Source organism: Streptosporangium sp. NBC_01755, assembly GCF_035917995.1.
Taxonomy (GTDB): Bacteria; Actinomycetota; Actinomycetes; order Streptosporangiales; family Streptosporangiaceae; genus Streptosporangium.
In genome coordinates this window covers 4,603,938-4,629,605 of record NZ_CP109131.1, presented here as the reverse complement: position 1 = coordinate 4,629,605, position 25,668 = coordinate 4,603,938, and the positions used below count along the sequence as shown (strand labels likewise).

Sequence of the window (25,668 nt, the reverse complement as noted above, 5' to 3'; positions counted from 1 at the left end):
AAGGAGGTCAGGTGACACTACCGGTCCAGGTGCGGTCCACCGAGAGCGCCGGTCGAAGGGCGCTGTGGCTCACGGTCACCGCGGTGGTGATGACGTTGGTACTCCCCCTCGCGGGACTCGTCATGGCGATTTTCGCCCTTGTCACCTCAGTTCGCGCCATCCGGACACTGCGTTCCATCCCCAAACCCGCCGGCACCGCCGTGGCGGGCGTCGTGCTGTCGGTCGGCGCTCTGCTGGTGTCGACCTCGGTGACGGCCATGCAGTTCTACTTCGGTGCCGAGCTGACCACCTACACCGAGTGCGGTAAGGGAGCGGGCACCGTCTCGGCGCAGAACGAGTGCGTGGAGCGGCTTGAGCGGGCCATGGAGAAGAAGATGCCCTTCGTCCAGCCCGGCCAGCTGCAGTTCCCCTTCCCTCCCTGAGCGGATGAGGAGGGCTCACCAGGCCTGATCGAGGCGCCTGGGGCGGGGCGGCCGGGCGCGTGATCCGCGACGGCGCTCAGTCCACGGCCCCAGGCGTAGGTCACGCCCCCAGGCATAGGGGGTCACGGTCCCAGGCGTATCAGTCACGGCCCCAGGCGTATCAGTCACGGCCCCAGGCGTATCAGTCGCGGTCCCAGGCGTATCGGTCACGGTCCCAGGCGTATCGGTCACGGCCCCAGGCGTATCAGTCGCGGTCCCAGGCGTAGGGGTCAACGTAGATCACATGGCCGCCCTTGTCGTCGGTCTCGTCGACGATGTCGCGCCGGGGCGGGCGCGGCGGCTCCGGACGGCCGGCCTTCGGCGAGCTCTCCGCGGCGGCCGAGGCGTGCTCGTCCTCCCAGTCGTCCCTGATGACCGGGATCGGCTGGGTGTCGCATTCCGTGGCATCCAACCAGTAACCGGGGAGCTTGCGGAGCTCCTCCGACTCGGCGAAACCGACCTTGCTGGCCACCGAGCCGGCGGCCTTGGCAATCTTGACCCCGGCCTTGCGGACCGGCGCGGTGGCCGTACCGACCCTGGCCGCCGCCTTGGTGACCGCCGCGTTGTGCCCCCGGAAGATCAGCCACCAGTTGGCCAGCCCGGCGGCGATCCCCGCCGCGACACCCACCTCCAGCGTCACCGAGAGCATCACCTCCCACCCGGCCGGACCCACCTCGGACAGCCTCGCGCCGCCGAGCGAGCCGCCGGAGAGCGCCGCCAGCAGACCCGCCACCGCCCCGGTCGCCAGCCCGCAGACGAACCCCCACAGCGGTGCCCCCTCGTACGAGGGGGAGGGCGAGATCCGGACGACCAGGATGCCCGCCACCGCCCCGGCCAGGAAAGGCACCGCGATCACGACCATCACCCAGACGGGGGTCGGGCCCGCCTCCGGCAGCGCGCCCAGGATCGGCAGGCTGGGCACCGTGCCCAGTTGCACGCCCGTCGGCGCGACCAGCGTGCCGGTGCCGACCGCGAAACCGGGTCCCGCGATGTAGGCCATGCCCCAGATGACGGCGTTGAGCAGGTAGAGCCCCTGGATCAGCAGGAGCAGCAGACCGCCGACGAACCCCGGCGACAGGACCCCCGACAGCTCCCCGACCTGCCCGAAGTTGACCGCGACGGCCCCGAGAACTATGACGGCACCCGCCACAAGCATGATCACCAGTGCGGCGGACGTGCCGACCACCACCGAGCGCAGCCGCTCGGGCAGCAGGCGCAGCATCGATCGCCAGGGCCCGATCGTCCTGGCGACGGCCACGGAGCCCGCGATGAAGGCCAGCACCAGGTGGCTGACCAGCACTTCACCGAGGAATGGCTGGGTGATCTCGTTCCTGGCGACCAGCGCGATGATCCCGGCCAGCAACGCGTACGGTGCCGCCAGTGAGATTCCCGCCTGGGCGATCAGGATCAGCTGTGCCCTGCGGCGGGCGTTGGACACCTGCCTGGGGGTGTTCTTGGGCAGCCGGGCGGGCAGCCGGAGCCGCAGGTCCGCGTCCCTGGCCATCCATATCCCGGCACGGTAGAGCAGGAAGGCGGGCAGGACCGCCAGTCCGAGCGGGAGCAGGCCCACCGAGCCGCCGGGGATCGCGAAGCCCGCGTGGTGCGCGGCCAGCCAGAGCTGCGAGGCCGTGCGGAACACCGCGGGCAGTCCCGAGCCGAGCGCGCCGCGCGGTGCGGCGATCCAGCCGACCAGGGTGAGCGTGGTGAGCACCGCCAGCCCCACGCCGAGCGTCCAGGCGGCCGCGAGCATCCCGGAGACGGGAAGCGGCCGGCGGACGTCGTCGTCGTCACCCGTGAGGCCGGGCAGGGGGATACGGCTGAGGACGTTACGGGGAGCCGTCCGGAGCTGATCGAAGAGGGCCGTCACAGTAGTCGATGGTCTCAGGATCTTCGGTGCGGAAGAGACTTCCGCGCCCCGCGTGTCGCGGACGGCGTGACAGAAGCGGCCTGTGGTATCCGGGCGACACCGGCCCCCGAGACCCCGCACACCGCGTTCGGTCTTCCTCGCGCCGTCCCGACAGTGCCGATACGGGGAGTCGGCAGGACATCGGTGACATCCGGGACGACCGTACTCCGAGACCCCGGACGGCGAAGGGCGCCCGGCGGAATGCCGGGCGCCCTCGGTCGTACTCGACGCGGCCTCGACGTGGCGGAATCCGCGCGAGGTGCCGGCGACGGGAGTGCCGCCGGATCGCGCGGCACCGTGCCGCGTTCGCCCACCCGGGACTCGCGTCCCGGACCCTCGCTAGAGGGACTCGATGACCTCGCGCATCAGACGGGCGGTCTCGCTCGGGGTCTTGCCGACGCGAACGCCGACCTTCTCCAGGGCGTCCTTCTTGCCCTGGGCGGTACCGGCCGAACCGGACACGATCGCGCCCGCGTGCCCCATGGTCTTGCCCTCGGGGGCGGTGAAGCCCGCCACGTAGGCGACGACCGGCTTGGTGACGTGCTGCTCGATGTAGGCGGCCGCGCGCTCCTCGGCGTCGCCGCCGATCTCACCGATCATCACGATCGCGTCGGTGCCCGGGTCGTCCTGGAACGCCTGCAGCGCGTCGATGTGGGTGGTGCCGATGACCGGGTCGCCACCGATGCCCACCGCGGTGGAGAAACCGATGTCACGCAGCTCGTACATGAGCTGGTAGGTCAGCGTGCCCGACTTCGAGACCAGGCCGATGCGGCCTGCGCTGGTGATGTCGGCCGGGATGATGCCCGCGTTGGAGGCGCCGGGCGAGGCGATGCCGGGGCAGTTCGGCCCGATGATGCGGGTCTTGCCGCCCTTGGCGATCGCGTAGGCCCAGAACTCGGTGGTGTCGTGGATCGGGACACCCTCGGTGATGACCACGCAGAGCGGGATCTCGGCGTCGATGGCCTCCTTGACGGCGTCCTTGGTGAACGCCGGGGGCACGAAGACGACCGACACGTCGGCGCCGGTCTCCTTCATGGCCTCGGCGACGGTACCGAAGACGGGCAGGCCCTCGTGGACGGTGCCGGCCTTGCGGGCGTTGACGCCGCCGACGACACGGGCACCGGAGGCGAGCATGCGGCGGGTGTGCTTGGTACCCTCACCGCCGGTCATGCCCTGAACGATGATCTTGCTGTTCTCGGTCAGCCAGATGGCCATTACGCACCTACCGCTGCGAGCTCGGCGGCACGCTTGGCCGCATCGTCCATGGTGTCCACCAGTTCGACGCCGGACAGCTTGGCGTCGGAGAGAATCTGACGCCCGAGTTCGGCGTTGTTACCGTCCAGCCGGACGACCAGCGGGCGGCTCACGCTCTCGCCGCGGGACTCCAGCAGCTGGAAGGCCGAGACGATGCCGTTGGCGACCTCGTCACAGGCGGTGATGCCGCCGAAGACGTTGACAAAGATCGACTTCACCGCGGGGTCGGAGATGATGATCTCCAGGCCGGCCGCCATCACCTCGGCCGAGGCGCCGCCGCCGATGTCGAGGAAGTTGGCGGGCTTGGGCCGGCCGACGAAGGACTCGCCCGCGTAGGCGACGACATCCAGGGTCGACATGACCAGACCCGCGCCGTTGCCGATGATGCCGACAGAGCCGTCGAGCTTGACGTAGTTGAGGTCCTTGGCCTTGGCCGCGGCCTCCAGCGGGTCCTCGGCGGCCTTGTCCTCGAAGGCCGCGTGGTCCGCCTGGCGGAAGGACGCGTTGTCGTCGAGGGTGACCTTGCCGTCGAGGGCCTTCACCTGACCGTCCGCGGACAGGATCATCGGGTTGACCTCGACGAGCGAGGCGTCCTCGTCGACGAAGGCGCACCAGAGCTTCTCGATGAGGTCGGCGGCGCCGTCGAGCGCCACCTCCGGCAGGCCGCCTGCCTGGGCGATCTCGCGGGCCCTGGCCCGGTCGACACCGTCCAGAGGGGAGATCGGAACCTGCGCGACCTTCTCGGGATTGGTGTGCGCGACCTCTTCGATCTCCATGCCGCCCGCGGCGGAGCAGATGGCGAGGAACGTGCGGTTCGCGCGGTCGAGCAGGAAGGAGAAGTAGTACTCCTCCGCGATCGCGCTGGCCTCCTCGATCAGGACCTTGTGGACCGTGTGGCCCTTGATGTCCATGCCGAGGATGTTGGTGGCCTTGCCTGCGGCGTCGGCGGCGTCGTCCGCCACCTTCACGCCGCCGGCCTTACCTCGGCCACCGGTCTTGACCTGGGCCTTGACGACGACACGGCCGGTCAGCTGCTCGGCTGCCGCCCGTGCCTCCTCCACGGTGTGCGCGACAATGCCGCGCGGCACCGGGATGCCGTACTCCGCGAAGAGCTCCTTCGCCTGATGTTCGAACAGGTCCACGAGGGTCCGTCCTTGCTTGTCCGGCTGGTGTATAGATGTGAGTGGGCCGGCTCCACAATCCAAGGGGGAGCTCGGCGGTTTTGCGCCAATGAAGCGTAGCCCGCCTTATGGCATGGCCAGGTAACCGGGTCCCAGATCACGCATCCCGAATGTTGTTCGCCACCATGACCGGACGTTGCCGGCACCTGTCGTCGGGCCGGTCAGACCCCGTCAGGCCGGCGAGGGGATCGCACTCCGCACCCAGTCGACGATCTCCTGGGTGGTGGCCCCCGGGGTGAAGATCCGCGCGACGCCCATCTCCTGGAGCGCGGGCATGTCGGCCTCGGGGATGATCCCGCCGCCGAACACCACGATGTCGCTCGCGTCGTTCTCCTCCAGCAACTCCAGCACCCTGGCGAAGAGCGTCATGTGCGCGCCGGACAGGATGGACAGCCCGATCGCCGCGGCGTCCTCCTGGATCGCGGTGCGCACCACCTGCTCCGGCGTCTGGTGCAGGCCCGTGTAGACGACCTCCATCCCGGCGTCCCGCAGCGCCCTCGCCACGATCTTCACCCCCCGGTCATGGCCGTCCAGCCCCGGCTTGGCGATGACGACGCGGATCCTCGGCACGGCGTCCATCCAGACCTCCCCATCCGCGCTCTCCTCGCAACGTGAACTCTGTCGGCAGCGTAACCGGCCTCCATCTCGCCGAAGCGTTCCCGCCGCCGCGATTCTCAGCCCCTCGGAGCTGCGCTCGGGCACGTTCGGCGCCGTGACGCTGCGCGCGCTCTAGGATGCCTCCCCCTCGCTCCGCGACAGGCCGGCCGGGCCACCCAAGGGCAGGAGCGCCAGGATCCCGGTCGGCTTCAGGCTCTGGCTGGACCGCTCGAACCTGGTCCGCAGGCTGAGCACCACCTGGCGGCAGCCGCTCAGCGGCAATCCCGGGAGGTACACGAGCACGGTCGTGGACACCCGCTACACCGGCTGGGGCTCGTCTGTCACCCTCGTTCCGCCGCCTCCCGAGGACACCGCCGACGCCGGCCGGGTCGGCGCCGTTTTCCCCGGGCCGACGGTCCTGCCGATCGGCTGAATCGCGAAAAAACAAATCTGACGGTCCGTGATTGGCCGGAGATAAAATATCCGCACCGACATGCCCGGCGGCCTTCCGACGCCCGAGGAGACGTCTCTGCATGAAATATGCACGTTTAATTCAAGGCAATCCTCCAAATGCGCTACCCTTTCGTGATCTTGCGCAGCGAGAGTGTGTAATCCCCTCCCCGACGGGGCGGAGGGGTCAGTCAGGAGGATTTTCCTTTGAAGCGATACATCGCCGGACTGGCGTGCGCCGCAACGGCCGTACTCGGCGCTCCGGCGCTGGCATCGACCGCGCACGCACAGGCCGCCGATCCGATCACCGCGCTGAAGGGCCAGCTCAAAAACGGCCATGGCGTCACCTACGTCGACATCCTGAAGACGCAGGGCAGCTCCAAGAACACGATTGCCGGCCACCGTAGGGGTGAATTGCAGTTCAGCACCTCCGGGATCAGCGCGTCGGACCACACCACCCAGCTGCGTTTCGATGAGGGTGCCTTCGCATTCAGCGCCGGAGAAGACGGCACCGAGGAAACCGAGGAGCAGAAGAAGTTCAGCAAGCTGCTCGCCGGACTGGCCGAGCCCGAACGAGTTGTCCGGGTCAAGAAAAAGGCGTACCTCTCAGGCGGGGCCTTCGGCCAGTTTCTGCCGCAGGACAAGCCCTGGCTCGGGTACCCGGGGGACACGCTCGGCGTGACCGGCTCGATGGGCCAGCTCATCAACGTCGCCGAGCCCGCGACCCTCAAGACCCTCCTCGCGCACGCCACGCTCAAGAAGCCGATCGCCTACGCCGGGAAGATCACTTTCGGTGAGCTACAGAAGGTCTCGCCGTGGTTCCGCGCGTCACACGATGGGGGGAAGCTCTCCGGCGAACAGGCCAAGACCACGATCAACTGGAAGCTGTTCCTAAACGCCGACCGGCTCCCCGCGAGACTGGCGACCTCGTACACGCAGTTCTCGAGTGGGCCGGCCTGGACCGTCGACACCCGCTACACCAACTGGGGTTCGAAGGTCACGATCGACGCCCCGCCGGCCGACCAGGTCGCCACGGTGAAGGAACTGCAGGCGGGCTTCGAAGCCGACACGCCCATCCCGCTGCTGACCGTCAAGTGATCCTTCCGCGCTGATCACACCCGGCACCGGACGGCCGTGCCCGGCAGGCTGCACCTGCCGGGCACGGCCGCGCTTCGCCCACCGGGCGCCGGTTCCCCTCAGCCGCGCGGGGCCCGGTGATTCTTGATCCAATATTTCGGCATATAGGGAAGAATCTTCTTTCCCCCCTCCGCGACGACGCGAGGACACATACGGGAGGATCTCTCGATGAGGCGAACGATCGCCGCCCTGACCGGCGCCACCGTGGCGGCCCTGATGGTTCCCACGCTGGTGACCGTCACCCCGGCGAGCGCCCAGACCACGAAGACCGCCCAGGCCGCGAAGACCGACCCGGCCGCGAAGACCGACCCGGCCGCGAAGACCGACCCGGCCGCGAAGTCCGACCCGGTCTCGGCGCTGAAGCGCCAGTTCAGAACCCACAGGGGCGTGAAGCTCACCGAGAACACGAAGATCGTCGGTGAGGGCAAAAAATATCGGACGATCTTCACCCGGCGCAACGGTGTGCTGGAGTTCGGCAGGCCGGGTCTGGTCGCCTCGGACCTGACCACCACGTTCAACCTGCCCACGCAGGACGGCGAGTTCAAGGGCCTGTTCACCCCATCGCGGACGATCTCACTGAAGGGCGTCTCCTACACCTCGGGCGGTTTCTTCGCCGACTCCATGCCCGAGGGCAAGAAGTGGCTGCGCGTCCGCGGCGACTCGCTCTCCCTGGTCAGCGCCGTCCAGCAGATCATCAGCACCGTCGAGCCCGGAACGCTGAAGGCGACCCTGGCCCACACCGGCGCCAGGCGCCCCGGCGGGACCTGGGACGGCACCCGGACCACCGTCCACTCGGGCACGATCACGCTGGGCGAGCTCTTCAAGGTCTCCCCCTCGGTACGCGCGATGCTGGGCAGGAAGCCCACCGGCAGGTCCGCCGCCCTCCCGGTGACCTGGAAGATCTACATCGGCTCCGACCAGCTGGTCCGCCGGGTCGTGTCGTCGTACACCGAGTCCACCCAGGGCCTCAACAGCACCGAGCTGACCTACGTCAACGACACCCGCTACACGGGCTGGGGCACCAAGGTCACCGTCAAGGCGCCGCCCGCCGACCAGGTGGCCGACTTCAACGAGCTCACCATTGGCGCAGACCAGCCCGAGGACCCCATCAGGGAACTTCTCACGAACTGATCCGGGGGATCGAGGAGCATGGGAAGGGCACGGTGAGCGGCAGCCGCCGTGCCCTTCCTACGAGGCCGGTCCCGCTCCGTCGCCACCGTGCCCCTTCCTACGAGGCCGGTCCCGCTCCGTCGCCACCGTGCCCCTTCCTACGAGGCCGGTCGCTCCGTCGCCGCCGGGCGCCCCACAGGACCTCAGAGCTTCTCCAGTTGTTTCGCGTACGCCAGCAGCAGGACCTTCTCCCCCACCCCGCCACCAAAATCGATCTTGGCCTTGGTCTTCTCCGCGACACCGTCCACGGACACGACGGTGCCCAGGCCGAACTTGTCGTGGGTGACCCGGTCCCCGGGGGTCAGGTTGGGGATCTGCCTGCCGTCGGACTTCCTGGCCGGGGCGGGGCGGGAGTCACGGCGGGTGGCAGCGCCCCAGGCGGTCTTCTCCGAGGTGCCGCGCCACTCGACCAGCTCGGCCGGGATCTCCGCGACGAACCGGGAGGCCGGGTTGAAGGCGGGCGAGCCCCAGGAACTGCGGACGGCGGCCCGGGAGACATAGAGGCGCTGCTCGGCGCGGGTGATGCCGACATAGGCCAGTCGGCGCTCCTCCTCCAGCTCCTTCGGCTCGCCGAGTGAGCGCATGTGCGGGAAGACCCCGTCCTCCATGCCGGTGAGGAACACCACGGGGAACTCCAGCCCCTTGGCCGTGTGCAGCGTCATCAGCGTCACCACGCCCTGGCCCCCGTCGGCCGCAGGGATCTGGTCGGCGTCGGCGACCAGGGAGACCTGCTCCAGGAACTCCACCAGCGTGCCCTCGGGGTTGGCCTCCTCGAACTCGGAGGCGACCGAGATCATCTCGTCCAGGTTCTCCAGGCGGCTCTCGTCCTGCGGGTCGTTGGAGGCGGTGAGCTCCAGGCGGTATCCGGTGCTCGCCAGCACCTCCTGGGCCAGCTGCGAGGGCGACATGTCGTCTGCCTTCACCATCAGCTCGTCCATCAGCTCGACGAACTCGGCGATGGCCTTGAGCGAGCGGGTGGCCATGCCCGGCGCGTCGTCCGCCCGGCGGAGCCCCTCCCAGTAAGGGATCCGCTCCCTGCTCACGAACGCCTCGACCATCGCCTCGGCCCGCTCGCCGATGCCGCGCTTGGGCACGTTGAGGATGCGGCGCAGCGACACCACGTCGTTCGGGTTGGACAGGAAGCGCAGGTAGGCCAGGAGGTCGCGGACCTCCTTACGCTCGTAGAAGCGCACCCCGCCCACCACCTTGTACGGCAGGCCGGTCCGGATGAAGATCTCCTCGAACACCCGGGAGGCGGCGTTGGTCCGGTAGAACACGGCGACCTGACCTGGTACGACGTCTTCGTGGTCGGTGAGCCTGTCGACCTCCTGGGCGACGAACATCGCCTCGTCGTGCTCGTTGTCCGCGACATAGCCGATGATCTTCACCCCGGCTCCCTGGTCGGACCAGAGGTTCTTGGGCTTGCGGCTCTCGTTGCGCGAGATCACCGCGTTGGCGGCGGACAGGATCGTCTGGGTGGAGCGGTAGTTCTGCTCCAGCAGGATCGTCCTGGCCTCCGGGTAGTCGCGCTCGAACTCCAGGATGTTGCGGATCGTCGCGCCGCGGAAGGCGTAGATCGACTGGTCGGCGTCACCCACCACACACAGCTCGGCCGGGGCGACGCCACCCTCCCTGACCAGGTCTCCGTCGGCGGTGCGCAGCTCGGGACGGCCCGCCAGCTCGCGGATCAGGGTGTACTGCGCGTGGTTGGTGTCCTGGTACTCGTCGACCATGATGTGGCGCCAGCGGAGCCGATAGTGCTCGGCCACGTCGGGGAAGATCTGGAACAGCGTCACCGTCAGCATGATGAGGTCGTCGAAGTCCATCGCTCCGGCCTCGGTGAGCTTCTGCTGGTAGTTGCGGTACGCCTCGGCGAGCTTGCGCTCCAGATGTGTGGAGGCCTGGGCCGCCGCCGTCTCGTAGTCGATCAGCTCGTTCTTGAAGTTGCTGACCTGGGCGGAGAACGACCTCGGCGGGTAGCGCTTGGGATCGAGGTCCATCTCGCGGCAGACCATCGCCATCAGGCGCTGCGAGTCGGCCTGGTCGTAGATGGAGAAGCCCGAGGGGAAGCCCAGGCGCTTGGCCTCGCGGCGCAGGATCCGCACGCACGCGCTGTGGAAGGTCATCACCCACATCGCCGCCGAACGCGGGCCGATGAGCTTGTCGACCCGGTCCTTCATCTCCCGCGCCGCCTTGTTGGTGAAGGTGATCGCCAGGATCTCCTGCGGCTGCACACCCCGCTCACCCAGCAGATAGGCGATGCGGTGGGTCAGCACCCGGGTCTTGCCGGAGCCCGCGCCCGCGACGATGAGCAGGGGGCTGCCGTGGTGCACGACGGCCTCGCGCTGCTGAGGATTGAGCCCGTCGAGCAACGGGTGGGTCAGAGAGGAGGCTGGGATCGACACGTCCCCTAGGTTAGAACGACCGGCCGACAACCGGGTCCAACGGCCATAAAGGAATGTGGGCGGGCTTCGCTGCGGTTGTGACGATCGAGCGTACGCGGAAAAGACGGAAGGGCGTTCCATGCTGTCCGAAGATGAGATCAACCGTGTACTCGCGGTCGCCGCACATCCCGACGACGTCGACTTCGGTGCCGCGGGCTCGATCGCGCGATTCACCGACCGGGGCGTCGAGGTCACCTACTGCGTGGTCACCGACGGCGACGCGGGCGGCTTCGACCGCGAGCTGGACAACGGCGGCATGGCCGAGCTCCGCCGCACCGAGCAGTCCAACGCCGCCAAGGCCGTCGGCGTGACCGATGTGCGCTACCTCGGCTACCACGACGGGACGGTGACGCAGAGCCTGGAGTTGCGGCGTGACATCGCCCAGGTCATCCGCCAGGTCAAGCCCGATCTGGTGATCACCCACAGCCCCGAGCGCAACCACCGGTTCATCGCCCCCAGCCACCCCGACCACCGCGCGGTCGGCGGCTGCGCCCTCGACGCCGTCTACCCCGACGCGCGCAACCCCTATGCCTTCCCCTCGCTCCTGATCGACGAGGGCCTTGAGGCATGGACCGTCCGCGAGGTCTGGCTGAACGGCGGCCCGACACCCGACCACTACGTGGACATCACCGACACCTTCGACCGCAAGCTCGCCGCGCTGCGCGCCCACGCCAGCCAGATCGGTCACCTGGAGGACTTCGAGAACTTCCTGCGGGATCGCTTCTCACGGACCGCCGCGGAGGCGGGCTTCGGCGAGGGCCGCTACGTCGAGGCCTTCCAGCGGGTCTTCACCGCCTGACCTCCCAGGAGGTCACCAGGGCCCCGCTCCCCTTGAACACCGTCGACCTTCGTTCGCCACCACCGCCGCCCGCCCGCCCGCGTCGCAGGCGGGGCGGGATCCTCCCTCGCCGCCGGGTCCGGCGGGGCCAAGCGGGCGAACAGGTAGCCCAGGGAGTTGGTCGCGACGTGGAACATCGCCGGCGCCATCAGGCCGCCCCGCCTGCGCAGCTCGGTGAAGAGCACACCGGCGAGGCCCGTCGCGACCACGGAACCGGCCACGACGCGCGTCACCTGCCATCCGGGCGCCCCCGCCGGGGTGCCGGGCGCCCCGGAGTCACGGGTGGGAGCCTCCCCGGAGGCCAGGCGGCTCAGGGCGGGGTTGGCGGCCATCATGTCCACCGCGGGGAGGACGTGCCAGAGGCCGAAAAGGATCGAGGAGGCGGCGGTCGCCGTACCGTGACCGTGGGAGCGGGCAACGAGGGCGTGCACCACCCCGCGGAAGCCGACCTCCTCCAGCAGTACGGTGCCGACCGGCACCTGGACCAGTGCCTCCTCCAGCGCGCGGGCGTGGGACAGGGACAGGGCGCGCTCGTCGCGGAAGAAGCGACGGGTGACCGGGACCGTGACGCCCACGGCGTAGACCCCCGCCACGGCGGAGGCGAGCACGCCACCTATCCGCAGGCCCCGCGAGCGTTCGTGGAATCCCAGCTCGGACCAGGAGATCCCGGAACGGCGGGCCAGGAGGAGCAGCGCGCCGGTGGCCACGGCCGAGGTCAGCGGTGCCAGCCTCGGTGCCAGGCGGTTGTTGAGCACGTTGGCCCCCACCAGCACCGCCACCACCCCCGCCGAAACCCCCGGCCGAAACCCGGCACCGGCGTCCCGCGTCGGCTTCCGCTCCACCCCTTCAGCCCCCTCGGACGTCGGTTCCACGCCCGGCGTGCCGGGCCGCGCCGCGGATCGTGAACCGCGGAGATCAACTCGTACACCACCTCCGTGGACGCAACCGTCCACGCCCGGCGTGCCGGGCCTCGCCGGGGACCTCGGACCGCGGAGATCCTCTCGAATCCGGTTCGAGGCTACGCGACCGGGGCCCGGTCCGTGGCGGTCTGGCGCCAGCCTGCGGGGAAGCGCAGGCCGCGGCGTTCCCGCGCGGTCAGGCCGCCCCAGATCCCCTCGGGCTCGGCCGCCCGGACCGCGTATGCCCGGCACTCCTGGAGAACCGGACACCGCTCGCAGACCGCCTTCGCCCGCGCCTCGTGCTCGGCCGACTGCGTCAGCGGAAAGAACAGCTCGGGATCGCTGGTACGGCAGGCACCCCGCACGGCCCAGCCGATCTCCTCGACCATTACCCGCATGGCATCACCCCCTGATGGCTCGGCCCTCAGACTAGGTGGATCGCGGCGTCGGGACATCAACCTCCCGACGGATTCATACGTACTCATCGCGACGTACCGGGGAGAACGCGTCGACGACCTCCTCCCCCGGAGTCGTCGACGGCCTCCTCCCCCGAGGTCAGGGCCCGAGGGCTCCACGCTCAGGGAGATCCGGTGACCTCATCATGAGGAGTCGGTGCGATCAGAGTGACGGCCAGTTGTGGACCGGCTCGTTGGTGTGCATGTTCTCCATGTACCGCAGGGTCATCCGGCGCAGCGCCTCGTGCCTTTCGAGGTGGCCGAGCGCGTTCACCGCGTCTATCTGCCAGCTCGCCCCGGTCCTGCCGGTAAGGCAGCGCCGCTCGACGATCCCCAGCAGCCGGTCCCTGGCCTCGGGGGCCACGCCCCACTGGTCGAGCCCCTCGTAGGCGAGCGGCAGCAGGCGGCGCAGGATCAGCTCCGAGGCGGTCACCTCGCCGAGTTCCGGCCAGAAGAGCCGGGCGTCCAGGCCGTACTGGGCGGCGGCGCGCAGATTGTCCCTGGCCGCGGCGAACGACATGCGCGTCCACACCGGGCGCTCGGTGTAGGGGAGGACCCGCATGAGCCCGTAGTAGAACACGGCGTTGGCGACGACGTCGGCCACCGAGGGCCCCGCGGGCAGCACCCGATTCTCCACCCGCAGGTGCGGGGTGCCGTCCACCACCGCGTAGACCGGCCGGTTCCACCGGTAGACGGTGCCGTTGTGCAGGGTCAGCTCGCCGAGCCGGGGGGTGATCCCGCACGCCAGCTCCTCACGCGGGTCGGCCTCGTCGCACAGGGGAAGCAGCGCGGGGAAGTAGCGGGTGTTCTCCTCGAAGAGATCGAAGACCGAGGTGATCCACCGCTCGCCGAACCACACCCTGGGCCGCACCCCCTGGATCTTCAGCTCCACCGGGCGGGTGTCGGTGGCCTGCTCGAACAGCGGGATCCTGGTCTCCTGCCATAGCCTGCGGCCGAACAGGAAGGGCGAGTTGGCCGCCAGGGCCACCTGCGGGCCCGCGATGGCCTGGGCGGCGTTCCAGTTGGCGGCGAACGCCTCCGGGCTGACCTGGAGATGGAGCTGCAGGCTCGTGCAGGCGGCCTCGGGGGTGATGCTGTCGGCGTAGGTGTCGAGGGACTCCTCCCCCTCGATCGACAGGTGCATGTCCTCGCCCCTGGCCGCGAAGATCTGCTCGTTGAGCAGCCTGTAGCGCGGGTTGGCCGACAGGGTGCCCTCGTGGACGTCGCTCTCCCGCAGCGTGGGCAGGATGCCGACCATCATCATGTGCCCGCCGACGGTGCGGGCCCGTTCCTCTGCGTGGTTGAGGCGGTCCCTGATCACCTTCTCCAGCCGGGCCGCGCCCTCATCCGCCAAGGACTCGGGCAGGACGTTGATCTCCACGTTGAACTGGCCGAGCTCGGTGGCCCAGTCGGGCTGGGCGATGGCCCCCAGCACCTCGGTGTTCTTCATGGTGGCCTCGCCGCGGTCGTCCACGAGGTTGAGCTCGATCTCCAGCCCGGCCCTGGGCCGATCGAACTCGAACCTGGACTCGTGGAGCATCCACGCGAAGACGTCAAGGCACTGGCGGACCTTGTCCCGGTAGCGCCGCCGGTCCTCGCGGCTGAACACCATCGCAGGTACGTCGCGTCCCATACTTCGCAGAGTCGCACACAAGTCACTACTCGTACAGAAGCCGCCGGTCCGGAAGACCGGCCGATCAGACCAGGCGCCGCGCCGTGGCCCAGCGGGAGAGCTCGTGGCGGTTGGAGAGCTGGAGTTTGCGCAGCACGGACGAGACATGGGTCTCCACCGTCTTCACCGAGATGAACAGCTCCTTGGCGATCTCCTTGTAGGCGTACCCTCTGGCGATCAGCCGCAGAACCTCGCGCTCGCGCTGGGTCAGCGAGTCGAGCTCGGGGTCGATCGGCGGGGCCTCGCTGGAGGCGAACGCGTCCAGCACGAACCCGGCCAGCCTCGGAGAGAAGACCGCGTCGCCGTCGGCCACCCTGCGGATGGCGTCGGTGAGCTCGCGCCCGCTGATGTTCTTGGTCACATAACCCCGGGCACCGCCCCGGATCACGCCGATGACATCCTCCGCCGCGTCGGAGACCGACAGCGCGAGGAAGCGGACCGTGGAGCCTGAGCCGAGGACCCGGCGCAAGACCTCCTGGCCACCGCCACCGGGCATGTGCACATCGAGGAGGACCACGTCGGGCCCCAGCTCGGTGATCGCCCTGACCGCGGACTCCACGTCCTCGGCCTCCCCGATCACCTCGATGGAGTCGCCCAGCTCGGCCCGGACACCGGAGCGGAACAGCCGGTGGTCGTCGACGATCAGGACCTTCACCGCGCTCATCGGGCTCCCCTCGCCGGTCGCGTCTGCGTACCCTCGCGCCTCACGGCCCGGTCCACGGCTCGCCGTGATCCCGGAGACGGGACCCCGGCTCGCTGTGATCCCGGCGACGGGACCCCGGCTCGCTGTGTCGTGACTCGCTCGCTACTCACACCTTCTCCAGCTTCATGGTCAGCATCACTTCCGTGCCCTCGCCGGGCTCGGTCCGCACCCGGGCGCTGCCCCCGTGGCGCTCCATCCTGCCGACGATCGACTGGCGGATACCCATACGATCCTCGGGCACGTCCTCCATGTCGAACCCGACCCCTCGATCCCTGACGAAGATGGTGACCTCTTCGGGTTCCGCCTCGGCGTAGACGGAGATGACCTCGGACCCGGAGTATTTCGCGGCGTTGACCATCGCCTGCCTCGCGGCCTGCACCATCGCGGACAGCTCGGGGGTCAGCGGGCAGTCGCCCACGCAGACGACCTCGATCGGCACCCCGTGCGCGTCCTCCTCCTCGGCCGCCACCCGCCGCACGGCCGCGGCCATCGACGCGTCGGCGTCCTGCTGTGGTTGGTAAAGCCAGTTGCGCAGCTCCCGCTCCTGGGATCGGGCGAGCCTCATCACCTCGCGCGAGTCGGAGGCGTTGCGCTGGATGAGCGTCAGCGTGTGCAGCACCGAGTCGTGCACGTGGGCGGCCACCTCGGCGCGCTCCTCCTGCCGGATGCGCTCGCGGCGCTCGCGCTGCAGTTCCTTCCACAGGGCCGCCAGCCAGGGGGCCACGATCAGCGCGACACCGCCCACGACCACCAGCGTGAACATGATGCCGGAACGGGCCTCGACCAGTTCGTCGTTGGCCACCAGAAAACCGATCGCGCCGACCATGACGAGCACCAGCCCGGCGACGGTGCGGACCCGGTTCCGGCGAACCTGTCCGACGGTGGTGGTCATCCAGCGCTGCCGCCGGTCCGGATCCGCCTGCTGCCACAGGATCAGCGAGCCGATGCCGCCCACGGCGATCGGCCAGGCCCCGATCCCGGCCCCCGAGGTTCCGGTGAGCCAGCCCAGGGCCAGCAGCGCCAGCCCGATCGCGGTGTACGCGGCGAGCTGGCTCCAGTCCCTGGCGGGTTCCTTGCCCTCGTACGGTTCGCGCGGGGTGAACATCCACAGGGCGGCGTACGCCACGGCTCCGAACCCGTCCAGGACGGTGAGCAGCACGAAGGCCAGCCGCAGCACGACCGGGTCGAGCCGGAGCTGGGCGGCGGCCCCATGGGCCACCCCGGCCACCAGCCGCCCCTCCACCGGCCTCATCAGGCGAGGGAGAGGCGCATCCTCGGAGGTCACGGGCGCCGTGTCATGAATTGTCGTTCGGTCAGCCATATCGTCAGCATCGTCACACGAACCACCCTGCCAGCACATCAGGCGTTCCCCTGAAGCGACCCTGAGAGAGGTGTTTCCCCTCCGGGACGACTCAGGGGTGTCCCGGATGCGGCACGAGCCGGGGAAAGGCCACCATGGATACATGAACGACACCGATCCGGCGAGCGCCACGCCCGGCTCACCGCCCGGCTCCCCCGCGGAGGATCGCTGCCTGCGGCGCAGCGACGAGGGGCGCATGCTGACCGGCGTCTGCGCGGGTCTGGGGCGGTACGCCGGAATCGACCCGGTGCTGTTGCGGGTAGGTTTCGCGGTGCTGGTGCTCGGCTCGGGAATCGGCATCATGCTCTACATCGCGGCGTTCCTGCTGATGCGCGAGACCAACGGCGGCCCCGGCTACGTGGAGCAGTGGAGTCGGCGCGACTTCGACAGCGAGACGGTCCTGACCCTGCTGACAGGCCTGTTCGCCCTCGGGCTGGTCGTCAATGTCTCCTCGGACGGCGTCGGCACCGCCACGGTCGTGGTCGGCACGGTGTTCGCCATCGCCCTGCTCGCCGCCCACTCCCGCGGGGTGGACCTGCTGGCCGTGGCCAGGTCGCTGCCCGACCGGCTGCGCAGGCGCCGCGCACCGCGCCCGGCGGACCAGTGGCCGGGCCCGTTCGCCCACGGGCCGGGCACCGCCGCCGTCCGGCGTCCCGTCGGGGAGCAGGATCCGGCCTCCCGCACCACCGCGCCGCCGGCCTCGGGCCTCGGGGCGTACGCCACCCGCCCGGGCGGCGAGACGGTCACGGAGCGGTACGCGCCCGCCGCGGAGGCCGGGCCGTGGTCCGCGCCGGAGCGGCCGTCCCCCGCCCCCGCCCCCGCTCCGGAGGCCCGTGCCGGGTCAGCCCCGGGCACGCCGCCCGGCCCAGGTTCCGAGGCCGGTCCCCAATCCAGTCCCCAAGCCGGTCCCGAGAGCGCCTCCGAGACCTTCGCCGGGGCTGTCCCGGACTCACCTGCCCGTCCTGCCCCGCCACCCGGAGACATCCCACCGGATCCGTACCGCACCGCGAGACCGTCGTTCGACTCCTCCGGTGAGCCTTTCTCGCCGTACGGCCCCTACCGGCCGCTTGACCCCCGGAGGCGGCAGCAGCCGTACTCCCCCTACACCCCTTACGCCCCGTCCGGGCACGGCGCGACGGCGATGAGGCCCCCCAGACCGCGACGGCCCAGATCGCTCGTCGGGGTCGTCACCATCTTCCTGGCCATGATCGTTGGAGGGATCACTGTGGCGATCCAGTCCGCTTCAGGACAGGTCAACATGACGGTCGCGGGCGGCGCGGCGCTCGTCGTCGTCGGCGTCGGACTGCTGGTCGCCGCCTGGTTCGGCCGGGGAGCGGGGCTGGTCGCGACCGGCACCGTTCTGTCGATCGCCCTGGTCGCGGGGCCCATGCTGGGCGGTGTGCCGAAGAGGTACGGCAACTACCACTGGGAGCCCACCTCCCTGTCCGAGATGGCCCGCAGCTACTCGGTGGGCGTGGGCGAGGGCGTGCTGGACCTGAGCGAGCTGGTCCTGCCGCCGGGCTCGCGAACCGTTGTGGACATCTCGGTCTCGGTCGGCGAGATCAGCGTGATCCTGCCGGCGACGGCCAGGATCGAGGTGAAGGGCCGCACCAGGTTCGGCGACGTCAAGATCGACCACACGGTGGAGGGGGGTGCCGACATCCGGCACGACAAAATCCTGGAGCCCGAGGTGGCCCCCAAGGGCGACGTGGCGACCATCGTGCTGAACGTCAAGGCGGGCATCGGGGACGTGGAGGTGCGCCGTGCTGCCTGACCACGACCGGCCCGAGCCCCGGAGCGTGCATCGCACCGACTGGATGGCCCTGCTCAGCGGCATGTTGTTCATCGCGGCCGGGATCGTCTTCATCATCCGGCCGTCCGTCCAGCCGCTGGGCATGCTCACGGTCCTGGTGGGCGGCCTGGGCCTGGCGGGCCTGGTCGCCATCCTCGCCAAGGTCATCCGGCGCTAGCCCCGCACTCCGCACGCGACCCCTACCCGGAACGGCTGGATCTCGCGTAGTCGCCGGCCTGCGACGATGTCGCGTGCGCGGTGAGCGGGGCCGGTGCACACCCACGTTGGCCCAGGTCCGTCACCGCGGGGCGGAGATACGGTACGCGTGGAGATCAGGACGGTCCGGACCTCACGGCAAAGGGTCAGATCGGGCATTAGGCTCGAAGCATGTCGGCCCTGGAGTTCGTCAGTACCGTCCGCGCAACGCGGACCGGTCTGACGGACCTGCTCGCCGACGTCGAGGGCATGACCGCGTGGGCCCGGGCACACGCCGCCGAGCTGGGCATCGGCCCGGACTTCACCGCCTCTGAGGGCTTGCGGCGCGAGGTGGTCGAGCTGCGGCAGGCCGTGCGGGCGCTCTTCGCCAGGGCCGTGGCGCCGGGCGCCGCGAGCGACGCGGACGCGCACCGGCTCCCGGACTTCGCCGAGTCGCTCGACCTGGTCAACGCCGTGGCGCTGGCCGTGCCGTCGGCCCCGCGATTGGAGTGGCCCGCCGGAGAGGCCCCCCGGGCAGGGACGGTCCCGGGTGTCGGGGCCACGGAGTCCGAACGGATCCGGGCGGTCCTCGCGACGTCGGTGATCGAACTGCTGGCCGGACCACGGCGCGAGCAGATCCGCGTCTGCCCCGCCCCCCGCTGCGTGCTCTATTTCGTCAAGGAGCACGCCCGGCAGGAGTGGTGCTCGGTCGGCTGCGGCAACCGGGCCCGCGCCGCCCGCCACTACCGCCAGCACCGGGACGGCTGACCCGCCCGGTACCGGGCGGCCTCACCTCTCCCGTCTCCGCATCCGGCGACACCTGCCTTCACATCCGTCTCCACGCCTGCCTTCGCACCCGTCTTCACCTCTGCCTTCACATCCGTCTCCACGCCTGCCTTCGCACCCGTCTTCGCGCCTGGCGGCGTGGTCCCGTGTGGTCCCGTGTGGTCCCGCGCCACGCCTGCCGTGCACCCATCCGGCGGGTTCCACCTCGGCTGCCCCTCTCATCCAGGCCCGCCCCCAGCTAATCAATAGTGATTTATGCCACATATTTCTAACGTGACAAATATCCATTTCGCGTTAGATTGTGAGCAGCGAACCTAACGGATCCAGCCGTTAGAAAACGTGAGGGAGAGATCAGATGACCTTCCAGACCGGCCATGTCGGCCTCAACGTCTCCGACCTCGACAGGTCCACGGACTTCTACTCGAAGATCTTCGGCTTCGAGGTCCTCGCCGAGTCCGGCGAGGCGGATCGCCGGTACGCCTTCCTCGGCCGCGACGGCGAGCTGGTGCTCACCCTCTGGCAGCAGAGCGACGGCCGCTTCGCCACCGGACTGCCCGGCCTGCACCACCTGTCCTTCCAGGTTCCCGACATCGAGACGGTCCGCAGGGCCGAGGAGGCGATCAGGGCGGTCGGCGCCACCATCCACCACGACGGCGTGGTGGCGCACGGCGAGGGCGCGTCCTCGGGAGGCGTGTTCTTCGAGGACCCGGACGGAATCCGGCTGGAGATCTACGCGCCCACCGGCGCCGAAGGCTCCCCGGTTCCAGTGGCCACCGCCCCCACCTGCGGCTTCTTCTAGGCGATCATGAAGCACGCCGGAGAGCTCGCCGTGCAGCACAAGGCCGGGGTCCGCGCGGTGGCACTGGGTTCGGCCAGGGCCCGGCCGGAGGTCCCGGCGGTGGCGGCCGAGTTCCTGGGGCGACAGCGGATGCTGCTGATCGGAGCCCTGGGGCGGAACGGGCTCCCGTGGGCGACGGCCCTGACCGGTCCCGAGGGGTTCGCCGAGGCCGTGGACGAGCGGACCGTGGTGATCAAGGCGGTGCCGGGTGGGCACGACCCGCTGGCGGGGCTGGACGAGGGCGAGATCGGGATGCTCGCGATCGAGCCGTGGAGCAGGCGCAGGATGCGGGTCAACGGCACGGTCCTGCGGGACGGCGGGCGACTGGTCGTCCGCACCGAGCAGACGTACGCCAACTGCCCCAAGTACATCCAGGCGCGGGACGTCGTCGCGGAGGTCACCGGGCCCGCCACCGGCTCCTCCTCGGCGACCGCGTTCGGCGACGGCGACCGCGCGTGGATCGAAGGCGCCGACACGTTCTTCATCGCCACCTCGGCCCCCGGCCTCGGCGCCGATCTGTCGCACCGGGGCGGCAACCCGGGGTTCGTCCGGGTGATGGGCGACCGGCGGCTGGTCTGGCCGGACTACGTCGGCAACTCGATGTACATGACGCTCGGGAACCTGGAACTGGACGAACGCTGCGGCCTGCTCTTCCTCGACTGGGAGAACGGCGACGCCCTGCACCTGACCGGGCGTGCCCGCGTCGACTGGGATCCGGGCGGCGTCCCGGGGGCCCAGCGGCTGGTCGGGTTCGAGCTGGACCGGATCATCCGCGTACAGGGAGCCGGCCCGCTCCGCTGGCGGCTCGGGGAGTACTCCCGGCACAACCCACCGGCGCATGCCGCCCTCACGGCGGGCTTCGGCCTCACGGCAGGCCCCGGTCGGGGAGAGGGGCCGTGACGAGGGTCGTCATGGACCGGGCGGCGTGTCCGTCACGCCCAAGCCGTTCGACCTGGGCGATGATCGGTTGGTCGGCGTCGCCGAACCGGGCGGCACGCTGATCGACGAGGTCAGGGACCCGCGCTTGCCTGTCCCGCGCGGGCGATATCTCTGGAGGAAGTGTGATGTTCACCGAGGAGACCGCCAGGGCGAAGGTCCAGGCCGCCGAGGACGCATGGAACACGCGTGACCCCGAGCGGGTCTCGCTCGCCTACACGCCCGACTCGGTCTGGCGCAACCGGGACGAGTTCCTCACCGGGCGCGAGGAGATCAGGGAGTTTCTGAGCCGCAAGTGGGCCAGGGAGCAGGACTACAGGCTCCGCAAGAATCTGTGGACGTTCGGCGGCAACCGCATCGCCGTACGGTTCCAGTACGAGTGGCACGACGCGGACGGTCAGTGGTGGCGCAGCTACGGAAACGAGCTGTGGGAGTTCGCCGACGACGGGCTGATGCGGCGTCGTGAGGCGAGTATCAACGACCTCAGAATCGACGATGCGGACCGCCGTATTCTCGGCGGCCGCGGACCGGAAGAACTTCCGTTGGCGTGAGACCGGCGTGAGACCAGGGGGTTGACCGGGGAGAACTGGGGCGTAAGTTCTCATTTATCGGTTCTCACTTCTCCCGTACCCCTGTGGTTGCCCTTGGAGGACGTATGCCCCGAATAACCGTCAACGTCGATGGAATCGCATACGAGGAGGAGGTCGAGCCGCGCCTCCTCCTCGTCCATCTGCTACGAGATCGACTCGGCAAGACCGGCACGCCCATCGGCTGTGACACCAGCAACTGCGGCGCCTGCACCGTGATGCTCGACGGCAGGAGCGCGAAGAGTTGTTCCGTGCTCGCCGTGCAGGCCGACGGGAGCGACATCGTCACGGTTGAGGGCCTGGCGCGGGGAGGCGAGTGGCATCCCATGCAGCAGGCCTTTCACGAAGAGCACGCCCTGCAGTGCGGGTACTGCACCCCCGGCATGATCATGGCCGCGATCGACCTGCTCAGGGACGATCCAGACCCGTCGGAGGAGGCGGTCCGCGAGGGACTGGAGGGCAACCTGTGCCGGTGCACGGGGTACTGCAACATCGTCAGGGCGGTGCGGCGCGGCGCGGCGGAGATGTCGCGGCGGAGCACATCCGAGCAGGAGGTGCCAACGCCATGACCGAGCAGCTCGACGCCGGCCTGGTCGGTGAGCGGATCGCCGAGAGCGACCGGCTGAACAGCCCGTCCGCCGCCCACGAGGTCGGCAGGGCGCGCAGGCGCAAGGAGGACGCCCGGCTGGTCACCGGCCGGACCACCTGGACCGACAACATCCAGCTCCCCGGCATGATGTACGTGGCCTTCCTGCGCAGCCCGATGGCCCACGCCAGGATCACCCGCGTCGACACCTCGGCCGCGAGCGGCCGGCCGGGCGTGGTCGCCGTCTACAGCGGGCGCGACTTCGCCGACGAGCAGGGCAGCCTCCCCTGTGCCTGGCCGGTCAGCGAGGACATCGTCATCCCCGACCACCCGCCCATGGCGGTGGACGAGGTCCGCTATGTCGGCGAGGCGGTGGCCTGCGTGGTCGCCACCGACCGCTACCGGGCGGCCGACGCCCTGGAGGCGATCGAGATCGACTACGAGCCGCTGGAAGCGGTGCTCGACATGACCGAGGCGCTCGCCGAGGGGAGCCCCAAGGTCCACGAAGCCGGGAACCAGGCGTTCACCTGGAAGTTCGCCGGAGGCGACATCGAGGAGGCGTTCCGCGACGCCCCCGTGGTGATCGAGCGCACCTACGTGCAGCAGCGGCTCATCCCGACCGCCATGGAGCCTCGCGCGGTCGTGGCCACCACCGACGGCGACACCTTCACGCTCTACTCGTCCACCCAGGTCCCGCACATCCTGCGCGTCATGCTCGCGCTGACGACGGGCATCCCCGAGCACAAGCTGCGCGTGATCGCCCCCGACGTGGGCGGCGGCTTCGGTTCCAAGCTCCAGGTCACCGCCGAGGAGGTGCTCGCGCTGCTGCTGGCCCGCAGGCTGGGCAGGCCGGTGAAGTGGACCGAGTCCCGCTCCGAGGGCAACCTGACGGTGCACCACGGCCGCGACCAGCTCCAGCGGATCTCCGTCGCCGCCGACCGGGACGGGCGGGTGCGGGGCGTCAAGGTGGACCTGCTCGCCGACATGGGCGCCTACCTGATGCTGGTCACGCCGGGTATACCGCTGCTCGGCGCGTTCATGTACAACGGCATCTACAAGATGGACGCCTACGACTTCACCTGTACGGGCGTCTTCACCACCAAGATGCCGACCGACGCCTACCGGGGCGCGGGCCGCCCGGAGGCGACGTTCGCGATCGAGCGCGCGATGGAGGAGCTCGCCCACGAGCTGGGCATGGACCCCATCGAGCTGCGGCGCCGCAACTGGATCACCCACGAGGAGTTCCCGTACACCACGATCTGCGGGCTGACCTACGACTCGGGCAACTACGAGGCGGCGACCGAGCGGGCTCTGACCCTGCTCGGCTACGACAAACTCAGGGCCGAGCAGGCGGACCGGCGCGACCGGCGCGACCCGGTCCAGCTCGGCATCGGCGTCTCGACGTTCACCGAGATGTGCGGGCTGGCGCCCTCGCGGGTGCTCGGCAGCCTCCGCTACGGCGCGGGCGGCTGGGAGCACGCCTCGGTCAGGATGCTGCCCACCGGCAAGGTCGAGGTCATCACCGGCTCCTCACCGCACGGCCAGGGACACGAGACGGCCTGGAGCCAGATCGTCGCCGACGCGCTGGGCGTGCCGTTCGAGGACGTCTCCGTGCTGCACGGCGACACGTCCGTCTCGCACAAGGGCATGGACACCTACGGCTCCCGCTCCCTGGTGGTGGGCGGCGTCGCCGTGCTGGCCGCCTGCGAGAAGGTGAAGGACCGTGCCAAGGATCTCGCCGCGCACGTGCTTGAGGCCTCCGCCGACGACATCGAGTTCACCGACGGCACGTTCAGGGTCAGAGGCACCGAGGCGGGCAGGACCATCCAGGAGCTGGCACTGGCCACCTTCGCCGCGCACGACCTCCCCGACGGTTTCGAACCCTCGCTGGACGCCGACGCGACCTTCGACCCGGACAACTTCTCCTTCCCGCACGGCACCCACCTGTGCGCGATCGAGGTGGACACCGAGACCGGCGCCTCGAAGATCCGGGCCTACGTGGCGGTCGACGACGTGGGCTCCGTGGTGAACCCGCTGATCGTCGAGGGCCAGGTGCACGGCGGCATCGCCCAGGGCATCGCCCAGGCGCTGTTCGAGGAGGCGGTCTACGACACCGAGGGCAACCTGCTCACCACGACGATGGCCGACTACCTCATCCCTTCGGCGGCCGACCTGCCCGACTTCGTCACCGACCGCACCGAGACCCCGGCGACGACCAACCCGCTGGGCGTCAAGGGCGTCGGCGAGGCCGGGACGATCGCCTCCACCCCCGCCGTGGTCAACGCGATCGTCGACGCGCTGCGCCCGTACGGCGTGCACGACGTGCGGATGCCCTGCACCCCGGAGCGGATCTGGCGAACCGTCACCGAGGCGGACCCGGCGATCTGGCCGGGACCGGGATCGGGACCGGCACCGGCACCGGCACCGGCACCGGCATCGGCATCGGCATCGGCATCGGCATCGGCATCGGCATCGGCGGGGAACGACACGACCACCGAGGGGGGCGCGCGATGATCCCCGCGTCGTTCGACTACGTCAGGCCCTCCTCGGTGGAGGAGGCGTGCCAGGTGCTCGGCGAGGCCGCGGCCGCCGGCGACGACGTCAAGGTGCTGGCCGGGGGCCAGTCGCTGCTACCGCTGCTGCGGCTGCGCCTGGCCTACCCGTCGGCGCTGGTGGACCTCGGGCGCCTGCCCGGGCTGCGCGGCGTCGAGGACCGGGGCGACCACGTGTTCGTCGGCGCGCTGACCACCCACGACGAGGTGCTGCGCTCCGGGGTGATCAGGGAGCGGGTCCCGCTGCTCGCGCTGGCGACGGCCACGGTGGCCGACCCCGCCGTACGGCACCGTGGCACGTTCGGCGGCTCCATGGCCCACGCCGACCCCGCGGGGGACCTGCCGGCCGTGGCCCTGGCGCTCGACTGCGTCTTCGTCGTCCGCTCCGTCGACGGCGAGCGGGAGATCCCCGCCGCGGACTTCTTCGTCGACTACCTGGAGCCCGCGCTCGAACCCGGTGAGGTGCTGATCGGCGCCCGGGTGCCGGTACTCGGCCCCGGATGGGGTTTCCACTACGAGAAGTTCCACCGGACGGCGCAGGCGTGGGCGATCGTCGGCGTCGCGGCGGCCGTACGGCGGAGTGGCGGGGCCGTCGAGGAGGCCAGGATCGCGCTGACCAACATGGGCCCCACCCCGGTACGGGCGAGTGCGGTGGAGACGGCGCTGCGCGGGGTGGACCTCGCACCCACCGGTTCCAACGGCACCGACCCCGTCGCAGAGGCGTGCGCCGAGGCCGACGACGGCACCTCGCCTCCCGCGGACCTGCACGCCAGACCCGACTACCGCCGCCATCTGGCCCGGGTGCTGACCCGCAGGGCGGTCAGAGCCGCGAGCGGCTGAGTCCCGCCGTGACGGGGTGAGAACCCGGC

25 protein-coding genes are annotated in these 25,668 nt (G+C 70.1%); 14 read left to right on the top strand and 11 right to left on the bottom strand.

Annotated features, from left to right (window positions below; translation table 11 throughout):
* Positions 1 to 11 precede the first annotated feature (11 nt).
* Positions 12 to 422: a hypothetical protein gene (locus tag OG884_RS22305; RefSeq protein WP_326635783.1), complete on the top strand. Its 411-nt coding sequence runs from the start codon at positions 12 to 14 to the stop codon at positions 420 to 422.
* A 244-nt stretch (positions 423 to 666) separates the two neighbouring features.
* Here the strand turns inward: OG884_RS22305 and OG884_RS22300 are convergent, their stop codons facing one another.
* The 5 genes from OG884_RS22300 to OG884_RS22280 form a co-directional block, all read right to left on the bottom strand.
* The gene (locus OG884_RS22300; RefSeq protein WP_326635781.1) at positions 667 to 2,328 is read right to left on the bottom strand and encodes a cell division protein PerM; all 1,662 of its coding nucleotides are present in this window, start codon (positions 2,326 to 2,328) and stop codon (positions 667 to 669) included.
* 378 nt (positions 2,329 to 2,706) lie between these two features.
* Positions 2,707 to 3,582, bottom strand: a complete 876-nt coding sequence (gene sucD, locus OG884_RS22295) for a succinate--CoA ligase subunit alpha (protein WP_326635779.1) — start codon at positions 3,580 to 3,582, stop codon at positions 2,707 to 2,709.
* Positions 3,582 to 4,763, bottom strand: a complete 1,182-nt coding sequence (sucC, locus tag OG884_RS22290; protein ID WP_326635777.1) for an ADP-forming succinate--CoA ligase subunit beta — start codon at positions 4,761 to 4,763, stop codon at positions 3,582 to 3,584. Before sucC ends, sucD begins: the two co-directional genes overlap by 1 nt.
* 210 nt (positions 4,764 to 4,973) lie before the next feature.
* Positions 4,974 to 5,381: a cobalamin B12-binding domain-containing protein gene (locus tag OG884_RS22285; RefSeq protein ID WP_326635776.1), complete on the bottom strand. Its 408-nt coding sequence runs from the start codon at positions 5,379 to 5,381 to the stop codon at positions 4,974 to 4,976.
* Between the two features lie 150 nt (positions 5,382 to 5,531).
* Positions 5,532 to 5,702 (bottom strand): hypothetical protein, encoded by a 171-nt coding sequence (locus OG884_RS22280; RefSeq protein ID WP_326635775.1) that lies wholly within the window; start codon positions 5,700 to 5,702, stop codon positions 5,532 to 5,534.
* Positions 5,703 to 5,706: 4 nt separating this feature from the next.
* On the opposite strand from OG884_RS22280, the gene OG884_RS22275 reads away from it, so the two are divergent.
* From OG884_RS22275 to OG884_RS22265, 3 genes are all read left to right on the top strand, one after another.
* A complete protein-coding gene (locus OG884_RS22275; RefSeq protein WP_326635773.1) occupies positions 5,707 to 5,832 on the top strand; it encodes a hypothetical protein in 126 nt (41 codons plus the stop codon).
* Between the two features lie 224 nt (positions 5,833 to 6,056).
* On the top strand, positions 6,057 to 6,947 hold the full coding sequence (locus OG884_RS22270; RefSeq protein WP_326635771.1) for a hypothetical protein: 891 nt from the start codon (positions 6,057 to 6,059) through the stop codon (positions 6,945 to 6,947).
* 207 nt (positions 6,948 to 7,154) lie between these two features.
* The gene (locus OG884_RS22265) at positions 7,155 to 8,117 is read left to right on the top strand and encodes a hypothetical protein (protein WP_326635769.1); all 963 of its coding nucleotides are present in this window, start codon (positions 7,155 to 7,157) and stop codon (positions 8,115 to 8,117) included.
* Between the two features lie 182 nt (positions 8,118 to 8,299).
* On the opposite strand, the gene pcrA is transcribed toward OG884_RS22265, so the two are convergent.
* Positions 8,300 to 10,561, bottom strand: a complete 2,262-nt coding sequence (gene pcrA / locus OG884_RS22260) for a DNA helicase PcrA (protein WP_442811502.1) — start codon at positions 10,559 to 10,561, stop codon at positions 8,300 to 8,302.
* 118 nt (positions 10,562 to 10,679) lie between these two features.
* Here pcrA and OG884_RS22255 point away from each other — a divergent pair, with 118 nt between their 5' ends.
* Positions 10,680 to 11,399 carry a PIG-L deacetylase family protein gene (locus tag OG884_RS22255; protein WP_326635767.1) on the top strand — a complete coding sequence of 240 codons (720 nt, stop codon included), beginning with the start codon at positions 10,680 to 10,682 and terminating at the stop codon, positions 11,397 to 11,399.
* Here OG884_RS22255 and OG884_RS22250 read toward each other — a convergent pair.
* The 5 genes from OG884_RS22250 to OG884_RS22230 all read right to left on the bottom strand — a co-directional run bounded on the left by OG884_RS22250 (position 11,363) and on the right by OG884_RS22230 (position 16,488).
* Complete coding sequence (locus OG884_RS22250) at positions 11,363 to 12,280, bottom strand: CPBP family intramembrane glutamic endopeptidase (protein WP_326635766.1); 918 nt, start codon at positions 12,278 to 12,280, stop codon at positions 11,363 to 11,365. The two genes, OG884_RS22255 and OG884_RS22250, sit on opposite strands and share 37 nt — an antisense overlap.
* A 176-nt stretch (positions 12,281 to 12,456) precedes the next feature.
* On the bottom strand, positions 12,457 to 12,735 hold the full coding sequence (locus tag OG884_RS22245; RefSeq protein ID WP_326635764.1) for a WhiB family transcriptional regulator: 279 nt from the start codon (positions 12,733 to 12,735) through the stop codon (positions 12,457 to 12,459).
* Positions 12,736 to 12,955: 220 nt separating this feature from the next.
* A complete protein-coding gene (locus tag OG884_RS22240; RefSeq protein ID WP_326635762.1) occupies positions 12,956 to 14,425 on the bottom strand; it encodes a glutamate--cysteine ligase in 1,470 nt (489 codons plus the stop codon).
* A gap of 64 nt (positions 14,426 to 14,489) precedes the next feature.
* Positions 14,490 to 15,128, bottom strand: a complete 639-nt coding sequence (locus OG884_RS22235; protein WP_326635760.1) for a response regulator transcription factor — start codon at positions 15,126 to 15,128, stop codon at positions 14,490 to 14,492.
* Positions 15,129 to 15,273: 145 nt separating this feature from the next.
* Positions 15,274 to 16,488, bottom strand: a complete 1,215-nt coding sequence (locus OG884_RS22230) for an ATP-binding protein (RefSeq protein ID WP_326635758.1) — start codon at positions 16,486 to 16,488, stop codon at positions 15,274 to 15,276.
* A 142-nt stretch (positions 16,489 to 16,630) separates the two neighbouring features.
* Between OG884_RS22230 and OG884_RS22225 the strand changes: the two genes are divergently transcribed.
* The 9 genes from OG884_RS22225 to OG884_RS22185 all read left to right on the top strand — a co-directional run bounded on the left by OG884_RS22225 (position 16,631) and on the right by OG884_RS22185 (position 25,639).
* Positions 16,631 to 18,301, top strand: coding sequence for a PspC domain-containing protein (locus tag OG884_RS22225; protein WP_326635756.1), 1,671 nt, complete (start codon positions 16,631 to 16,633; stop codon positions 18,299 to 18,301).
* The gene (locus tag OG884_RS22220; protein ID WP_326635755.1) at positions 18,291 to 18,497 is read left to right on the top strand and encodes a hypothetical protein; all 207 of its coding nucleotides are present in this window, start codon (positions 18,291 to 18,293) and stop codon (positions 18,495 to 18,497) included. Before OG884_RS22225 ends, OG884_RS22220 begins: the two co-directional genes overlap by 11 nt.
* A gap of 209 nt (positions 18,498 to 18,706) precedes the next feature.
* The gene (locus tag OG884_RS22215) at positions 18,707 to 19,282 is read left to right on the top strand and encodes a CGNR zinc finger domain-containing protein (protein ID WP_326635754.1); all 576 of its coding nucleotides are present in this window, start codon (positions 18,707 to 18,709) and stop codon (positions 19,280 to 19,282) included.
* Positions 19,283 to 19,655: 373 nt separating this feature from the next.
* On the top strand, positions 19,656 to 20,099 hold the full coding sequence (locus OG884_RS22210) for a VOC family protein (protein ID WP_326635753.1): 444 nt from the start codon (positions 19,656 to 19,658) through the stop codon (positions 20,097 to 20,099).
* Between the two features lie 6 nt (positions 20,100 to 20,105).
* A complete protein-coding gene (locus OG884_RS22205; protein WP_326635752.1) occupies positions 20,106 to 21,038 on the top strand; it encodes a pyridoxamine 5'-phosphate oxidase family protein in 933 nt (310 codons plus the stop codon).
* A 164-nt stretch (positions 21,039 to 21,202) separates the two neighbouring features.
* On the top strand, positions 21,203 to 21,625 hold the full coding sequence (locus tag OG884_RS22200; protein ID WP_326635750.1) for a nuclear transport factor 2 family protein: 423 nt from the start codon (positions 21,203 to 21,205) through the stop codon (positions 21,623 to 21,625).
* 104 nt (positions 21,626 to 21,729) lie between these two features.
* The gene (locus OG884_RS22195; RefSeq protein ID WP_326635748.1) at positions 21,730 to 22,230 is read left to right on the top strand and encodes a (2Fe-2S)-binding protein; all 501 of its coding nucleotides are present in this window, start codon (positions 21,730 to 21,732) and stop codon (positions 22,228 to 22,230) included.
* Complete coding sequence (locus OG884_RS22190; RefSeq protein ID WP_326635746.1) at positions 22,227 to 24,761, top strand: xanthine dehydrogenase family protein molybdopterin-binding subunit; 2,535 nt, start codon at positions 22,227 to 22,229, stop codon at positions 24,759 to 24,761. Before OG884_RS22195 ends, OG884_RS22190 begins: the two co-directional genes overlap by 4 nt.
* A complete protein-coding gene (locus OG884_RS22185; protein WP_326635744.1) occupies positions 24,758 to 25,639 on the top strand; it encodes an FAD binding domain-containing protein in 882 nt (293 codons plus the stop codon). The genes OG884_RS22190 and OG884_RS22185 overlap by 4 nt, the downstream gene beginning before the upstream one ends.
* Positions 25,640 to 25,668: the final 29 nt, after the last annotated feature.

Bases quoted from the DNA above. Each gene is read 5' to 3' on its own strand.
- sucD (WP_326635779.1), bottom strand. From the start codon at position 3,582: ATGGCCATCTGGCTGACCGAGAACAGCAAGATCATCGTTCAGGGCATG.
- OG884_RS22285 (WP_326635776.1), bottom strand. From the start codon at position 5,381: ATGGACGCCGTGCCGAGGATCCGCGTCGTCATCGCCAAGCCGGGGCTG.
- OG884_RS22265 (WP_326635769.1), top strand. From the start codon at position 7,155: ATGAGGCGAACGATCGCCGCCCTGACCGGCGCCACCGTGGCGGCCCTG.
- OG884_RS22255 (WP_326635767.1), top strand. From the start codon at position 10,680: ATGCTGTCCGAAGATGAGATCAACCGTGTACTCGCGGTCGCCGCACAT.
- OG884_RS22245 (WP_326635764.1), bottom strand. From the start codon at position 12,735: ATGCGGGTAATGGTCGAGGAGATCGGCTGGGCCGTGCGGGGTGCCTGC.
- OG884_RS22240 (WP_326635762.1), bottom strand. From the start codon at position 14,425: ATGGGACGCGACGTACCTGCGATGGTGTTCAGCCGCGAGGACCGGCGG.
- OG884_RS22235 (WP_326635760.1), bottom strand. From the start codon at position 15,128: ATGAGCGCGGTGAAGGTCCTGATCGTCGACGACCACCGGCTGTTCCGC.
- OG884_RS22230 (WP_326635758.1), bottom strand. From the start codon at position 16,488: ATGGCTGACCGAACGACAATTCATGACACGGCGCCCGTGACCTCCGAG.
- OG884_RS22225 (WP_326635756.1), top strand. From the start codon at position 16,631: ATGAACGACACCGATCCGGCGAGCGCCACGCCCGGCTCACCGCCCGGC.
- OG884_RS22215 (WP_326635754.1), top strand. From the start codon at position 18,707: ATGTCGGCCCTGGAGTTCGTCAGTACCGTCCGCGCAACGCGGACCGGT.
- OG884_RS22210 (WP_326635753.1), top strand. From the start codon at position 19,656: ATGACCTTCCAGACCGGCCATGTCGGCCTCAACGTCTCCGACCTCGAC.
- OG884_RS22205 (WP_326635752.1), top strand. From the start codon at position 20,106: ATGAAGCACGCCGGAGAGCTCGCCGTGCAGCACAAGGCCGGGGTCCGC.
- OG884_RS22200 (WP_326635750.1), top strand. From the start codon at position 21,203: ATGTTCACCGAGGAGACCGCCAGGGCGAAGGTCCAGGCCGCCGAGGAC.
- OG884_RS22195 (WP_326635748.1), top strand. From the start codon at position 21,730: ATGCCCCGAATAACCGTCAACGTCGATGGAATCGCATACGAGGAGGAG.
- OG884_RS22190 (WP_326635746.1), top strand. From the start codon at position 22,227: ATGACCGAGCAGCTCGACGCCGGCCTGGTCGGTGAGCGGATCGCCGAG.
- OG884_RS22185 (WP_326635744.1), top strand. From the start codon at position 24,758: ATGATCCCCGCGTCGTTCGACTACGTCAGGCCCTCCTCGGTGGAGGAG.